The organism is Lysobacter sp. HDW10 (assembly GCF_011300685.1).
Taxonomy (GTDB): domain Bacteria; phylum Pseudomonadota; class Gammaproteobacteria; order Xanthomonadales; family Xanthomonadaceae; genus Solilutibacter.
This window is the reverse complement of record NZ_CP049864.1, coordinates 1208663-1222368: the sequence shown is the minus strand read 5'-3', so window position 1 is coordinate 1222368 and position 13706 is coordinate 1208663. Positions and strand designations below refer to the sequence as shown.

At 56.9% G+C, this 13706-nt stretch carries 14 protein-coding genes and 1 riboswitch; of the genes, 7 read left to right on the top strand and 7 right to left on the bottom strand.

The genetic code is table 11. From position 1 onward, the window contains the following. Window positions 1-107 precede the first annotated feature (107 nt). Window positions 108-632: a cytochrome b gene (locus tag G7069_RS05775; RefSeq protein ID WP_166295215.1), complete on the top strand. Its 525-nt coding sequence runs from the start codon at window positions 108-110 to the stop codon at window positions 630-632. On the opposite strand, the gene G7069_RS10675 is transcribed toward G7069_RS05775, so the two are convergent. Continuing rightward, window positions 622-858 carry a glutaredoxin family protein gene (locus G7069_RS10675; RefSeq protein ID WP_240912660.1) on the bottom strand — a complete coding sequence of 79 codons (237 nt, stop codon included), beginning with the start codon at window positions 856-858 and terminating at the stop codon, window positions 622-624. The two genes, G7069_RS05775 and G7069_RS10675, sit on opposite strands and share 11 nt — an antisense overlap. 72 nt (window positions 859-930) lie before the next feature. Between G7069_RS10675 and G7069_RS05765 the strand changes: the two genes are divergently transcribed. Further along, window positions 931-2313 (top strand): L-serine ammonia-lyase, encoded by a 1383-nt coding sequence (locus G7069_RS05765; RefSeq protein WP_166295211.1) that lies wholly within the window; start codon window positions 931-933, stop codon window positions 2311-2313. A 16-nt stretch (window positions 2314-2329) separates the two neighbouring features. Here the strand turns inward: G7069_RS05765 and G7069_RS05760 are convergent, their stop codons facing one another. Then, window positions 2330-3421, bottom strand: a complete 1092-nt coding sequence (locus G7069_RS05760; RefSeq protein WP_166295209.1) for a homoserine dehydrogenase — start codon at window positions 3419-3421, stop codon at window positions 2330-2332. Then, a complete protein-coding gene (metB, locus tag G7069_RS05755; RefSeq protein WP_166295207.1) occupies window positions 3418-4641 on the bottom strand; it encodes a cystathionine gamma-synthase in 1224 nt (407 codons plus the stop codon). The genes G7069_RS05760 and metB overlap by 4 nt, the downstream gene beginning before the upstream one ends. Before the next feature lie 77 nt (window positions 4642-4718). Further along, a riboswitch (SAM riboswitch) is annotated at window positions 4719-4830 on the bottom strand. 148 nt (window positions 4831-4978) lie between these two features. Here metB and G7069_RS05750 point away from each other — a divergent pair. Together G7069_RS05750 and G7069_RS05745 are read left to right on the top strand one after the other, a co-directional pair. Continuing rightward, window positions 4979-5788, top strand: a complete 810-nt coding sequence (locus tag G7069_RS05750; RefSeq protein WP_240912659.1) for a M23 family metallopeptidase — start codon at window positions 4979-4981, stop codon at window positions 5786-5788. 70 nt (window positions 5789-5858) lie between these two features. Further along, entirely contained in the window at window positions 5859-7460 is a 1602-nt protein-coding gene (locus G7069_RS05745) for a peptide chain release factor 3 (protein WP_166295203.1), read from the top strand. Here the strand turns inward: G7069_RS05745 and G7069_RS05740 are convergent, their stop codons facing one another. Further along, window positions 7461-8102 (bottom strand): aspartyl/asparaginyl beta-hydroxylase domain-containing protein, encoded by a 642-nt coding sequence (locus tag G7069_RS05740; protein ID WP_166295201.1) that lies wholly within the window; start codon window positions 8100-8102, stop codon window positions 7461-7463. It abuts the gene before it with no gap. 1 nt (window position 8103) lies between these two features. After that, the gene (locus G7069_RS05735) at window positions 8104-8727 is read right to left on the bottom strand and encodes a sulfotransferase family 2 domain-containing protein (RefSeq protein ID WP_166295199.1); all 624 of its coding nucleotides are present in this window, start codon (window positions 8725-8727) and stop codon (window positions 8104-8106) included. Between the two features lie 25 nt (window positions 8728-8752). Here G7069_RS05735 and G7069_RS05730 point away from each other — a divergent pair, with 25 nt between their 5' ends. After that, window positions 8753-9445 carry a hemolysin III family protein gene (locus G7069_RS05730; protein WP_240912491.1) on the top strand — a complete coding sequence of 231 codons (693 nt, stop codon included), beginning with the start codon at window positions 8753-8755 and terminating at the stop codon, window positions 9443-9445. On the opposite strand, the gene mtgA is transcribed toward G7069_RS05730, so the two are convergent. After that, complete coding sequence (gene mtgA, locus G7069_RS05725) at window positions 9446-10207, bottom strand: monofunctional biosynthetic peptidoglycan transglycosylase (protein ID WP_166297586.1); 762 nt, start codon at window positions 10205-10207, stop codon at window positions 9446-9448. Window positions 10208-10242: 35 nt separating this feature from the next. On the opposite strand from mtgA, the gene G7069_RS05720 reads away from it, so the two are divergent. Both G7069_RS05720 and G7069_RS05715 read left to right on the top strand, forming a co-directional pair. Then, window positions 10243-11130 carry an Hsp33 family molecular chaperone HslO gene (locus tag G7069_RS05720; protein WP_166295197.1) on the top strand — a complete coding sequence of 296 codons (888 nt, stop codon included), beginning with the start codon at window positions 10243-10245 and terminating at the stop codon, window positions 11128-11130. Between the two features lie 88 nt (window positions 11131-11218). After that, entirely contained in the window at window positions 11219-12067 is an 849-nt protein-coding gene (locus tag G7069_RS05715) for a hypothetical protein (RefSeq protein ID WP_240912490.1), read from the top strand. A gap of 48 nt (window positions 12068-12115) precedes the next feature. On the opposite strand, the gene G7069_RS05710 is transcribed toward G7069_RS05715, so the two are convergent. Then, window positions 12116-13699 carry a sulfotransferase gene (locus tag G7069_RS05710; protein WP_166295195.1) on the bottom strand — a complete coding sequence of 528 codons (1584 nt, stop codon included), beginning with the start codon at window positions 13697-13699 and terminating at the stop codon, window positions 12116-12118. Window positions 13700-13706: the final 7 nt, after the last annotated feature.

The window sequence follows — 13706 nt, the reverse complement described above, 5'->3', positions numbered from 1 at the left end:
GTCCCTCCCGGCCTCCCCGCCGGAACGGCCATGGTGGCGGTCTGCTTGATGCAGGGCAATATTCGCAGGCTAGAATCAGGCTTTCCCTACAGTTCCGTTGGTAGACCATGACTACGAAGAACACTGTTGACAGCTGGGGCAGCGTGAGCCGCTTCTTCCATTGGCTCATCGTTGTGTTGATCTTGTTTCAGGGCACGACGGGTTTGCTTCGGCACGAATTGCCGGACGGCATCATGAATTGGCACAAGTCCTTTGGTATCACGATTTTGCTGCTTGCGATTGCACGCGTGATTTGGCGCATCTATGCGGGCGCACCTAAACCGGTCGAAGGCACTTCGCGTGCTCAGGCGTTGGCAGCATCCTTCATGCACGGCCTGTTGTATCTGCTTATTTTCATCATGCCGATCACCGGTTGGATTGTGTCGGATTCGGGCAAGCGCCCCTTGAACTGGTTTGGCATTCCCATGCCTGATCTGGTCGCACTCAATGAAACAACGCACAAGACGTTCGAGTATTGGCACGAACAAATGTTTTGGGTGTTAGTGGTCGTTGCCTCGGCGCACATGCTTGCGGCGCTGTATCACCACATGTTTGTGCGTGACCGCACGCTGACACGCATGCTCAAGGGGTGATGCCCGGCAGGTTCGACAGCCAATCGCGCACGCTGGCCGCATCAAACGGCCAGCCGATCTCCGCCCCCGTGTGGATGTCTTTGAAAACCGGCACCCGAACACCGTAAATCGGTTCGAGCTCGGGCAGGTCATCAATGAAGATCGACTCGAACTCAGGGGCACGCGCCGCGGCAAGCTCGGCCAAGGCCAAATCACATAGGTGACAGTAGTCGCGTTGGTACAAGATAAATCTCAATGCGTTTGCAGCCCAGTCGGTAGGGTCGAGATAGAATAATGCCCTGAATAAGGAGCAATGCGCATGGCGGTCAGTACGTTCGACATTTACAAGATCGGCATCGGCCCGAGCTCTTCGCATACGGTCGGCCCCATGCGCGCGGCTGCACGCTTTGTCGCTCATCATTTGGTGGAACAAGGCCTGCTCGATAGCGTCGCGCGCATCCGCGCCGAAGTATTTGGCTCACTCGCCTTGACCGGCCGCGGACATGGCACCGACAAAGCCGTGCTGATGGGCCTTGAGGGCCATGAGCCCAACCTGATCGATCCCGACATCATTCCGGATGCCTTGACGCGGATTCGAACAAGTAAATCGGTGCGTTTGGGCGGCACACATGACGTTGCGTTCAATGAGAAAACCGATCTCATCATGAACAAGCGACAAAAGCTGCCCTTCCATACCAATGGCATGCGTTTCTGTGCGTTCGACGCGAATGGCGATGAAATCGCCACGCGTGACTACTATTCGGTCGGCGGCGGATTCGTCGTCAATCAAGATGAAGCGGCAGAAGATCGCATCGTGCCAGACACCACGCCGCTGAAATATCCCTTCAACAGTGGCGATGAATTGCTCGAGCAATGCGATCGCGCGCAGATCAGCATCGCGCAACTCATGATGGCCAACGAACGCGCATGGCGGACGGACGAAGAAATCATCGCAGGCCTGCGCGAATTGTGGACCGCGATGCAATCCTGCGTTGCACGTGGTATTCGCGAAACGGGCACGCTGCCGGGCGGCCTGCATGTGCCAAGACGTGCGCCGAGTCTCTACGTCGAATTGCAACGTCGTCCCGAAGCCGGCATGAGCGATCCGCTGACCGTGCTCGATTGGGTCAACCTGTATGCCCTCGCCGTCAATGAAGAAAATGCCGCGGGCGGACGCGTGATTACCGCGCCGACCAATGGTGCGGCGGGCATCGTGCCGTCCGTGCTGCACTACTACGCACGCTTTATTCCGAATGCCAATGAGCAAGGCGTATTTGATTTTCTCCTGACCGCGGCCGCCGTCGGCATTCTGTACAAAGAGAACGCCAGCATCAGTGGTGCGGAAGTGGGCTGTCAGGGCGAAGTCGGTGTGGCCTGTTCAATGGCCGCTGCAGGTTTGGCAGCCGCCTTGGGTGGCACGCCACGCCAAGTCGAAAATGCGGCAGAAATTGGCATGGAGCATAACCTTGGATTGACCTGTGATCCGATCGGCGGCCTCGTGCAGATTCCCTGCATTGAGCGCAATGCGATGGGCTCGGTCAAAGCAATCAACGCAGCACGTATGGCCATGCGTGGCGACGGTAGCCACAAGGTCAGCTTGGACAAAGTCATCAAGACCATGCGTGATACCGGCCGAGATATGCAAGACAAGTACAAAGAAACGTCACGCGGTGGTCTCGCCGTCAACGTCATCGAGTGCTGAGAACTGGCGCGCGCATTTAGTGCGCGCGCTGAATACGCAGTACGTCATCCATCAAGGCACCGGCTGTAACTTCTGCACCCGCACCAGGACCTTGAATCACGAGCGGATTGTCACAGTATCGATCGGTCCAAATCGCAACGCGATTGTCTGTTCCAGCGCCCGATGCGATTGCGTGCGATGCGGGCAGCGACACTAAACCGACGCGTGCAATCAAGGTGCCATCGGTCAGAAATTCGAAGCGACCCATGTGCTTCAAGACTTCCGATTTTTTATGCGCACGTGCAAAGCGTGCGCGCATCTGCGGATCGATTTCAGGCAAACGTCGGTTGAATGTCTCCAGTGACACGTCTTGAAGTCCCGCCGGCACGAGCGATTCCACCTGCACGTCTTCGACATCCAGTGCTAAACCAGCGGCACGCGCCAGAATGAGTACTTTCCGTCGCACGTCTTCGCCGGAGAGATCTTCGCGCGGGTCCGGCTCGGTATAGCCCGCTTGATGGGCCGCGCGCACAAAGCTCGAGAAGGGTCGCATGCCGTCGAAGTTGTTCATGAGATAAGCAAGCGATCCGGATAACACGCCCGCGACCGCTGTGATGCGATCCCCGCCTTCGCTGAGTTCACGCAAGGTGCGAATCAAGGGCAGGCCCGCCCCAACGGTGGCGCTGTCACCGTAGCCGGTGCCTGTATGGGTTTGCGCATCGCGAATGTCTTGCCAACGCACGCGCGACGTGCCTGTGCCCAACTTGCAGGCTGTGACAACGTGTGCACCGCCGCGCAACCATCCTGCATGCTGCTGGGCGATGAGGTCGCTCGCACTTGCATCGACCACGATGTCGCCTCGCCCGAATTCAGCAGACGAGATCCAGCTCGCTTCAGAACGTGCCGTGCTTTCACGAAGTTGATTCAACACGGTATTAGGACAATCACGATCCACGCGACAGAATCCGCGCGTGTTTGCAATCCCTGCAATCTCCGGCACAGACACACCACGCGACTTCAAAGCCACATGGCGTGCGACAAATGCGCGACCGACTGTGCCCGTGCCCAACACCGTGATTCTCGGTGCGGCGTGGATCTCAAGCGCAGGACGTAAACAGGCGACGCTCATGCGGCGACCTTTGGTTTACAGGATGCCAATGCACGTGCGGCGCGTGCAAGACCGGCGTTCACATCAGCCAACAAGTCATCTGCATGCTCGATTCCGACCGACACACGCAACAGGCTGTTCGAAATCCCAGCGGCTGTGCGCGCTTCCGGGGTCATGGCGGCATGCGTCATGGTCGCCGGATGTGCCACCAAACTTTCCACGCCGCCAAGTGATTCGGCCAAGGTCAGGCACTGCAAGCCATCGAGAAATGCGCGCACGGCGAGCACTTGGTCCGCCTCGGTGTCGCCCTGCAATTCGAACGAAAGCATGGCGCCAAAACCGTGTTGTTGGCGCGCGGCAATGTCATGTCCCGGATGCAACGGCAAACCCGGATAGTTCACATTGCGCACGGCCGGATGTGCGCTCAAGCAATCGACCAAGACTTGTGTGTTCTCGGTGTGCACGCGCAAGCGCGCATCCAAGGTGCGAAGGCCGCGCAAGGTGAGAAAGCTATCAAACGGTGATGCCGTCAGACCCAGGCAATTGGCCCACCAAGTGAACTCCGCGTGCAAGGCTTCATTCGCAGCAATCACTGCGCCACCGACCACGTCGCTATGGCCATTGATGTATTTCGTGGTGGAATGCACTACGACATCTGCACCGAATTCGATAGGGCGCTGCAATGCGGGCGATAGGAACGTGTTGTCCACACAGGTCAAGGCCCCGACTGTGCGCGCCGCTTGAATGACTTTTTCAAGATCTGTGACGCGCAGTAACGGATTCGAGGGTGTTTCAATCCACACCAATTTTGGATGTGCGGAGAGCGCCGCGTTCAACGAGGCTTCTTGCGTGAAGTCGGCAGTCAACAAACGGAATGCACCTTTGCTGGCCAAAGCGTTGAACAAACGCCAACTGCCGCCGTAGCAATCGTGCGGAACCACCACCGTGTCTTCCGGTGACAACACGGCATTCAAAACGACGCTGATCGCACCCATGCCGGTGGCCGTAATCACACCACCAAAACCACCTTCCAGCGACGCCAGCGCATCACCGAGCAAATCGCGCGTTGGGTTGCCGCTGCGCGTGTAGTCATATTTGCGCTTTTCGTTGAAGCCCGCGAAGGTGAAATTGGAAGACAACACCAAGGGCGGTGTCACCGCGCCGAATGCGGTATCGCAATCGATGCCGGCGCGGACTGCGCGTGTGGTGAATTCGAGTGAGGCGGCGTGTGCAGTGGTCATTTGGATTCCTTTAGGGCGAATCCAGCCAGCACCACTACGGTCGGAACGGAAAGCACAGCGCTTAAGCGCGCTGCGCTCAACCATCTTCCGGCAAGCCCGAGGGCCCCCGCAGGAGTTGGCACCTTGTGGCTTGCGCCTCAGGTTGCCCCGGCTTCAAAGGGCCTGTCCCTCTGCCGGTCTGGATGGAATAACTGCACTATGCAAGGGCCCTTCCAGAATATCAACACTTTCATCCGGATGAAGCGATGGATACTCATCCAGGCCCCCAAAGGACGTGTTTGCAACGTACATTGGCGGAATGACACTGACCACCCTTCAGAAACTCGTTTGCGTGCTCATGCTTTGCGCGCCCACGGCGTTGCATGCGCAATGGCTCACTTGGCCACCTTCATCCGGTGCCTCAGCCCACTCGCCTGAGGTGTTGGAAAGCGTGCGCTACCGCGGAGATTTGCAGACCGTTGAGATGCAACTCCAGCGAAACGGCAAGTCGATTGAGGTCTGGGTCGTGAACCCGTTGGCGGGTCCGGTGGAGGTCGCGGTAGACACCGGACAAGGACGCAGCATACAGCGCACTTTGGCGGCGAACACCCGCAACCTTCTCGACCAGTTCGACGAAGGGCGTGCCGTAAACGCAAGTCTGCGCGCCATTCCAGGCCCACCCGCTACGACGGCAGCAGCGTTCAACTACGGCTTGCCGGTGCCGGAACTCGGTCTGCGCATCGATCAGGCAGACGGTGGCAAGAGCAGCCACTTCACACCAGAAAACCGCCACGCGTTGGATTTTGCCGCGCCCATGGGAACACCGGTGTTTGCAGCACGAGACGGCTTGGTCATGCAGATTGAAAATGACCATCCAGATAGCCCCTTGGGTCAAAAACCGCCGCAAGGTGCACGTCCGAATTTTGTGCGCGTCTTGCACACCGATGGCTCCATGGCGCTGTATGCCCATCTGCAGCAGGGCAGCGTTTCCGTCCAGTTAGGTCAGACCGTGGGCAAAGGGGATCGTTTGGGCAGCGTGGGCAATAGCGGCCAAAGCACTGCGCCGCATCTGCACTTCGTGGTCCAGTTGAACGCCGGGATGCGGTTGACTTCGGTGCACGCTGATATCGAAACCACACGTGGCAGCTTAAGAGTCGCTGGCGAGTAGAAACGCCGCACCCGTATAATTCCACGTCTATTTTGAATGCATGGCGCGCACTGCGTAGCCTGGAACCCCCATGTCTAACGTTGCACAAGAAGCTGCGCGCCGCCGCACCTTCGCCATCATTTCTCACCCCGACGCCGGCAAGACAACCTTGACGGAAAAAATGCTGTTGTTCGGGGGTGCGATTCAAATGGCCGGCAGCGTGAAGGGGCGCAAGGCAGCCAGGCATGCCACCTCTGACTGGATGGCATTGGAAAAGGAGCGCGGCATCTCGGTGACCTCATCGGTTATGCAGTTCCCGTATGAAGGTCGCATCGTAAATTTGCTGGATACACCCGGCCACGCCGACTTCGGTGAAGACACCTATCGTGTGCTGACGGCCGTAGACAGCGCCTTGATGGTGATTGACGTCGCCAAGGGCGTCGAAGAACGCACGATCAAACTCATGGAAGTGTGTCGCTTGCGCGACACGCCGATCATGACTTTTATCAACAAGCTCGATCGCGAGGGCAAGAACCCAATCGATTTGTTAGATGAAGTTGAATCCGTCCTGAAGATTCAATGCGCACCCGTCACCTGGCCGATCGGCATGGGTCAGCGGCTCAAGGGCGTGGTGCATCTCCTCACCGGCGAAGTGCATTTGTATGAAGCGGGTAAGAACTTCACCCGTCAAGATTCGACGATTTTCCCGAGCATCGATGACCCGCGCGTCGAGGCCGCCATTGGTGCGCCCATGCTGGCAGAGCTGCGCGACGAGTTGGAATTGGTCGAAGGTGCCTCGCATCCGTTCGATCTCGATGCCTACTTGCGCGGCGTGCAGACGCCTGTGTTTTTCGGCTCTGCGGTCAATAACTTCGGTTTGCAGCCCTTACTCGACTTCTTTGTTGAGCATGCGCCTCCGCCACAATCACGCGCGACCACGTCACGCGAAGTTGTTCCGACTGAGGGCAAGCTCACCGGATTCGTGTTTAAAATCCAAGCGAATATGGATCCGCAACACCGCGACCGCGTCGCCTTCATGCGCATCTGCTCAGGCAAGTTCGCCGCAGGCATGAAAGCATTTCACGTGCGCAGCGGCAAAGAACAGAAACTCGCGAATGCACTCACGTTCATGGCGAGTGATCGTGAGATCGCAGAAGACGCATGGCCAGGTGACGTGATCGGCTTGCATAACCACGGCACGATCTCGATCGGCGACACCTTCACTGAAGGTGAATCGCTCTCGTTCACCGGTATTCCGAACTTCGCACCCGAGCTCTTTCGTCGCGCACGCTTGCGTGATCCGCTCAAGCTCAAACAGTTGCAGAAAGGCTTGGCGCAGCTCAGTGAAGAAGGTGCAACCCAGTTCTTCAAACCCATGATGAGCAATGACCTCATTTTGGGTGCAGTGGGTGTGTTGCAGTTCGACGTCGTCGCATATCGCCTTAAGGACGAGTACGGCGTTGAAGCGACATTCGAACCCGTGCAAGTTTCAACCGCGCGTTGGGTCCGCTGTGACGACCCCAAGAAACTCGAGGAATTTGTCGATAAGAATGCTATGAACTTGTCGCACGATGCTTCGGGTGCCTTGGTCTACTTGGCACCGACACGCGTCAATTTGCAGCTCGCCGAAGAACGCGCACCCGCGGTGACCTTCATGGCCACGCGCGAGCATGCGTACTCGACAGATAAATAATTAGAATTGACCTGCTGCTTTGGCGCGCAGGTCCGCGTCGACCGCGAGCAAGGGTTCAAGCCACGCCGGATCCGGCTGATCCAAGTCGAAATATTCGAAGATCAAATGAATTCGATCGATGTCTGCATCGTTGCGGACGCCGTGCGGTCCTAAGTTGTTCACTTCGACCGCGCGATCCAACGGCAAGTGGTGACCTGTCTCGCCGACAAAGAACACAGCGCCGGGACTGGTTTGCAATGGCACATGGATTTTGTGTGGCCACTTCGCAGCAGGGTTGGCGTCGATGTGCGTCTGAATGACACCGCCGGGCTTCATTCGCGCCAACATGACGCGCGGAAATGCACCCCGTACGTAACCATAGTCGCGCGTTGCCTGTGCCAAAACGGGTGACAACAGCTGTTCAAATTCCGCCCAGCGCGGTCGATCGTGTGACGCGCGCCAGTCTTTGGTGCTGTCTACAAACCGAAACACGATATGTCGCGTGGAATCGAGCGCCTCGAACTTGTTCGGCTTGCCCGCGTTCTCTTCATCCCAAACACTTTCAGGAATGGCGAGCACCGCTGCCCTAAGCGCATCGACATCCACCGCACCTAGATCACGGAGTGAATGGGTCTTTCGAGGGTTGGGCGTCAAGATCGACATATCAGAATGTGTAGCCGAATAGTTCGATGTCTTTACCGTAGCGCGCGTCGACGCCGGCACGCAACTCATCGTTGTAATAGCTGCGGTAGTCCCCTCGTTCAGAGCTGTTGACCTTCTCAAGGGTCGCGGTTGGAATGCCGATGCGCGCGCAAATTGTGTCGTAAGAGGCTTGCATCTCTTCCACGCGACCCACGAAATCTGTCAGGAGGTCGCCCGCTTCGTCGACCAGCAATTCGTTCTGCGGACGAAACAGAATATGAGATTCACGGGGCTCTTCAAACAAGAAGTAACGCATGACATTTTGCGGTGACGTTTTGAAATGAGGCGTGTCACGTGTCATAAACGCGCAATACGACACGAAGCGATCGTATGGATTGCGCACAAACGCAAACTTAAAGTACGCGTCAAACTCTTGTTCGCTCAAGTGCGGCTTGAGTTGAAGCAAGCTTAGGTGTCCATGCTTGATCTCTGCCAACTCTTGCCAGGGAAAGCGCTTGTTGACGAACAATCCCACTTGTTCGGCATCCTCTTGACCCAAATGGTCACGCAACGCCTGCCGAACGGAATGCGTCCCCGTTTTGGGTACTGCTGCGAAAACAAACTTGTGTTTATGAGAAACAATCATGTGTCGATTGTAAGGGAGGATCCACATGGAATCCGCGGGATGGTTTACGCTCGAACGCATGACCTCCCCCACACATCTCCCCTACTCTGCGACTGAAGAAGGCATCAATGTGCGATTGCACGTCGCTGCCAGCATCTTGGCCGCCGTTGCCGCTATTGCCATGATCACGCTCGGCATCATGAACGGCGCCAGCCTTCGCCAGATCATTTCAGGCGCCGTTTTCGCGTTCTCCGCGTCTTTGCTTTACTTGGCCAGCAGCAGCTACCACCACGCACTGGATGAAAAGCGACGCGCGCGACTCAAAGTGTTTGATCACTGCGCGATTTACCTGTTGATCGCCGGCACCTATACGCCGTTCACACTGGTGGCGATGCAGGGCTCAAGTCGCGGGATCATTTGGTTTTCGGTGATCTGGGCATTGGCTGCCGCAGGCATCATTTTCAAGCTGTTCTATACGGGTCGCTTCGTACTGGTATCGACCTTGATTTATGTCGCGATGGGTTGGCTGGTTGTTGTCGACTTCAAATCCGCCATCGGCCTGATCGATCCGTTTTCATTCAAATGGATGCTTGCCGGCGGCGTGGCCTACACCTTCGGCGCTTTGATCTATCTCATGAAGAAGTTGCCTTACACGCACGCGATTTGGCACTTCTTCATTGTTTTGGCCAACGCCTGCCATTTTGTTGCGGTGTGGCCCATGGTGACGCTGCCGCGCTGATCAGTCTTCGATTTTGTGCAAGTAACCTTGTCCGCCAATCATGCGCATTTGCCGTTCAATTGCGCGCGCGCGACGCTGCACGTAAGGCCCGGGCTTTGACACGCTATAGCGGCGTGGAGATGGCAAAACTGCCGCGAGTCTCGCCGCTTGCGAGACGCTAACGCGTTTCGCATCTACGCCATAGAATGTCCGCGAGGCCGCTTGTACTCCGTAAATGCCATCACCGAATTCGGCAAAGTTGGCATAGAGCTCAATGATGCGCGCCTTCGGAAGCAGCACTTCCATCAAGACGGTGTACCAAGCTTCTAAGCCTTTGCGCACATAGTTGCGTCCACCCCATAGAAAGAGGTTCTTCGCCGTTTGTTGCGTAATCGTACTGCCGCCACGAATCTTTTTACCGCGGGCGTTGCGCGCTTGTGCCTTCTCAATCGCCTCCAAATCAAAGCCGCCGTGATCCGCAAACTTTTGGTCTTCGGACGCAATCATGGCGAGCGGAATGGCAGCAGACATCTGCGAGCGGCCGACCCACTCGTGCTTCAGCCGGAAGCTGAAGTCGCCCGAGGTCCAGGCTTCAATCATCCGGATCGCCATAAAGCTTGAGAAAGGCGGATTGATAAAGCGCAAGGACGCCACTTGCAATACGCTGAACAAAACCGCCGCAAGGGCCAGGGTGACGAGCCGCTTGAACCAAGGGCGCGACTTTCGCGTCTTGCGCGAATTGGCAGCTTGCGATTGGGGCACATCGTCCCCATTTGATGACATTCGGAATGCATTCATTCGGCCATTATCGCAATTACATGAACACCTCGACCGACCGCCTCCTTCGTTTTCATCTGCCCGCTGCTCACGTGCGCGGCGCGATCGTGCATTTGCAAGAAAGCTGGGCATCCATCCAGTCACGTGCCGACTATGCCGCCGAAGTTCGCAATTTGCTGGGCGAATCCCTAGCGGCTTCGGCTTTATTCGCGTCGATCCTTAAGACGGATGGACGGCTTTCGATCCAGATTCGGGGTACGCAAGGTTTGCGCACCTTGTTTGCCGAATGTACGGCGCAAGGCCATTTGCGCGGCATTGCCCGCGTGGCGGACGATTTGCCCTCGCCGAAAGACTTATCGGATTTGGGCGAAGGTGCCATTTTGGCGCTGACGCTCGAGAGTCCGCCGCGCGCGAACGGCGAGCCGCACCGCTACCAAGGTCTCGTGCCGATCGAAGCCGCGTCCCTATCCGGTGTATTTGAAGACTATTTCCGCCAATCCGAGCAATTGCCGACGCGACTGCTGCTCTCCGCCGACGGCGATCGCTGTGCCGGCCTGCTGCTCCAGGTGATGCCCGGCAGCAATGATGCGGACGACTGGCAGCGTGCGAGCGCTCTGTTTGAGACTTTGGGCGCCGAAGAGCTCCTGGCGACAGACGCAGAAACCCTTTTGCATCGTCTTTTCCACGAAGAATCGCCCGAAGTGTTGGCAAAGCAGCCCTTAACGTTCGCTTGCTCCTGCTCTCGCGCACGCATCGAGGAGGTCTTTCAGACGCTCGGCGTGGAAGAAGCCATGGCATCCGTCATTGATGGTCAGGCCGAGGTGGTGTGCGAGTTCTGTGGAAAGGCTTATGCCTTCACGAGCGATGAGCTGTCTCAGGTTTTTGAGAGACCATCAGCCACGGTCCCGTCTCCGGATTCAATTCAGTAACCGACTTGTTAAATTTTCATCAATAGGTTAGATTCAAAGCGTTATTTGCGGGGAACTTCCGGGCCAACGGCCTGTCCAAGCTAGCGAGATGAAAAAGTCGTTTTCCATGATTGCAGTGTTGTCTCTGTCGCTTGCGATGGGTTCGACTGCGCTTGCGCAAGGAAAAGACAAATCAGGATTCGCCCGACTCCCTGTCGTGAACAGCAATAGCGGTCGAATCGAGGCCTTTCTCGAGCTCCAAGCTCAAACGGGCAAGTCTTCGAAAGGCAAATGGCGCTTGGGCGTGAACTCGCTTGATGATGTCTTCGGCATTGATGACAACGCCTCTCTGGCCTTGGTGTGCTCACCCAAATCAAGTTTGTCGCGCGAAGTCAGCGGCCTCGGCAGCAACAATTGCATTCTGAGCAGCTTAACGCCCTCATCGCACAAGCAAGATTTCGCCGCATATTTTTCGCATGGCAAAGCCAAGTTGGGATTGGGTGCGCGGGCCAGCAACACGTCGAGCTTGCCCACCTGGATGACAGGCGCGCCGGCCAATCAAGCCGTCAAGCAGAACGACTTGGCATTCTTTGCAGAACGGAATGTGGGCAGCAACGGCATTGTGTCGATCGCAGGCACCACGGCAAAAGCAAAGTTGGTCCCTGCAGCTGCCATGCCGGTGTTAGCGGATGAATGGAATACACAATCACTTCGCTTTAGCGGTGGTTACGGTGGTTTCCGCGCAGATGTCGTCGGCCGCGTCGTTACCGTGGCGGGTCAACCGTCTTATGAAGGTGTGGACCTCGGCGTCACTTGGCGCACGCCTTGGAGCGGGCAGCTTTCCGTAGGTGCTGAGAACGTCATCAGCAATGGCAAGAGCCCTTTCACCTTGAAGCAAGGCACGAAGAGCAAACAAGAAGGCGCCGTTCCATACGTGCGTTACAAGCAAGATCTTTGACACACGGAATTAAGTCGACGAAAGTCTGCCCGCTGCTTGCGGGTTTTTTTATGCCTGGAATTCGATGCCGCGATGTTGAAGTGCCGCCATCATGTCTTGCAGGTAGGGCGCATACGGCTTCCATTTCGGCGCGCGTCGCGCGTTCACTTCAGCGCGCACTTGCGACACGCTGGCGGTGGCAATCCCGCGCTTTGCGTTGCTGGCGGTGCTGAGCGTCGCCTCCTCGAAAGCTAAACCGCAGAATGTTGAGACTGACCGCATTGTTTTCTCTGTCTCCTGCGTGAGCTGCGTGTAATGCACGTCCATGATGCGATCCGGGTAGCGCGTTCGCCAATGTGTCATCAATCGAAGATAGTTCGCGTAGTAATCGGCCATGGCGTCGGCGTCATACGTGTGGAAATTGACGTCCGCAAATAACTCACGCAGGTTCGAGAAGCAGACTTCCATCGGGTCGCGCACCAGATGCAAAATGCGTGCTTCAGGTAAGGCTTCGCAAATAAATCCGATGTTGAAGAAGTTCGTCGGCAACTTGTCGGTGAAATGCGAATCCACGTTGAGCTTCTCACAAACGCCAGCGATGTAGCTCGCACCGACATCGGAAAAATCAACGTGCTTTGCGCGCCTGATAAGTACCTCATCGATCACCCCTTTGCAGTGATGATCCGTGGCTTCACGCATCGCCGCCGTAAGGTCGTACAGTTCTCCGCCGCCGCGCACTTGCGTGTGCGCGGAGAGCAATTGTTCCAGCAAGGTGGTGCCTGAGCGGTGCATGCCCAAAATGAAAACAGGCGTCGTTTGTGCGTCCGCTGGCGCGCGTGCGCGGGCACCTTCAGGATGCCACTGAATAAGTGCGTCAGTACACGCGGCCACCGCCTGCGCATCAACGCGCGATGCATCGTGTCTCAATCGACATGCTGCAACCAGCGCCACACCTGCGGCGTCATATGTCTTGGTTGAATCCAGAAACCGATGCAATGCAAACAACAAAACCGACTTGGCCGCCGAGTCATCCGCAGGGAGCGCATCGATGCGCGATTGTAATTCGAGCGCATAGTGCGACGCCTGACCGTCGCCCGGTAAGGTCGAAAGCTGCCACCAAGCCTCAGCAAAGTTCGGCGCAAGTTTCAACGCAACCAAGATCAGACGTCGTGCCTCTTCAAACGCGCCGAGATAAGCGTGACTCTGAGCCAATGCCACCGCAATCGCGGGATGGGTTGGCAATCTTCGATGTGCAATCTCCAGCAAATCGCGCGCTTGTTCAAATCGATTCAACTGCGAGAACTGCGCAGCGATATCCGGAAGTACTTCAAGCGGGAGCGCTGCCGGATTGCCCAAGCGTCGGACATAGGTTTCCAGAGCGCTGGCTTCATTAAACGTGCGCAGTCGCCAGGCGACGTCCGAAATGGTTTCCGCATTCGGAGGCGGCAGCTCAGAGGCACTCAAAGCAAAGCCATGCGCACTGCGGTAATGCCCCTGCCAGCTCTGCACGTACGACCGTTGGATCTTGACCCAAGCATCCGAAGGGGCAATGGATTCAAGCGCGACCAATGCGCTATCTGCCTCTTGCCAGTGACCTTGTCCTATTGCCTTTTGAGCTTCGTGAGCGAGTTGCCTTGCGCGCATTTGATTCATGGCGAAC

Bases quoted from the DNA above. Each gene is read 5' to 3' on its own strand.
- G7069_RS05775 (WP_166295215.1), top strand. From the start codon at position 108: ATGACTACGAAGAACACTGTTGACAGCTGGGGCAGCGTGAGCCGCTTC.
- G7069_RS05765 (WP_166295211.1), top strand. From the start codon at position 931: ATGGCGGTCAGTACGTTCGACATTTACAAGATCGGCATCGGCCCGAGC.
- G7069_RS05760 (WP_166295209.1), bottom strand. From the start codon at position 3,421: ATGAGCGTCGCCTGTTTACGTCCTGCGCTTGAGATCCACGCCGCACCG.
- metB (WP_166295207.1), bottom strand. From the start codon at position 4,641: ATGACCACTGCACACGCCGCCTCACTCGAATTCACCACACGCGCAGTC.
- G7069_RS05750 (WP_240912659.1), top strand. From the start codon at position 4,979: ATGCTTTGCGCGCCCACGGCGTTGCATGCGCAATGGCTCACTTGGCCA.
- G7069_RS05745 (WP_166295203.1), top strand. From the start codon at position 5,859: ATGTCTAACGTTGCACAAGAAGCTGCGCGCCGCCGCACCTTCGCCATC.
- G7069_RS05740 (WP_166295201.1), bottom strand. From the start codon at position 8,102: ATGTCGATCTTGACGCCCAACCCTCGAAAGACCCATTCACTCCGTGAT.
- G7069_RS05735 (WP_166295199.1), bottom strand. From the start codon at position 8,727: ATGATTGTTTCTCATAAACACAAGTTTGTTTTCGCAGCAGTACCCAAA.
- G7069_RS05730 (WP_240912491.1), top strand. From the start codon at position 8,753: ATGGAATCCGCGGGATGGTTTACGCTCGAACGCATGACCTCCCCCACA.
- mtgA (WP_166297586.1), bottom strand. From the start codon at position 10,207: ATGTCATCAAATGGGGACGATGTGCCCCAATCGCAAGCTGCCAATTCG.
- G7069_RS05720 (WP_166295197.1), top strand. From the start codon at position 10,243: ATGAACACCTCGACCGACCGCCTCCTTCGTTTTCATCTGCCCGCTGCT.
- G7069_RS05715 (WP_240912490.1), top strand. From the start codon at position 11,219: ATGAAAAAGTCGTTTTCCATGATTGCAGTGTTGTCTCTGTCGCTTGCG.
- G7069_RS05710 (WP_166295195.1), bottom strand. From the start codon at position 13,699: ATGAATCAAATGCGCGCAAGGCAACTCGCTCACGAAGCTCAAAAGGCA.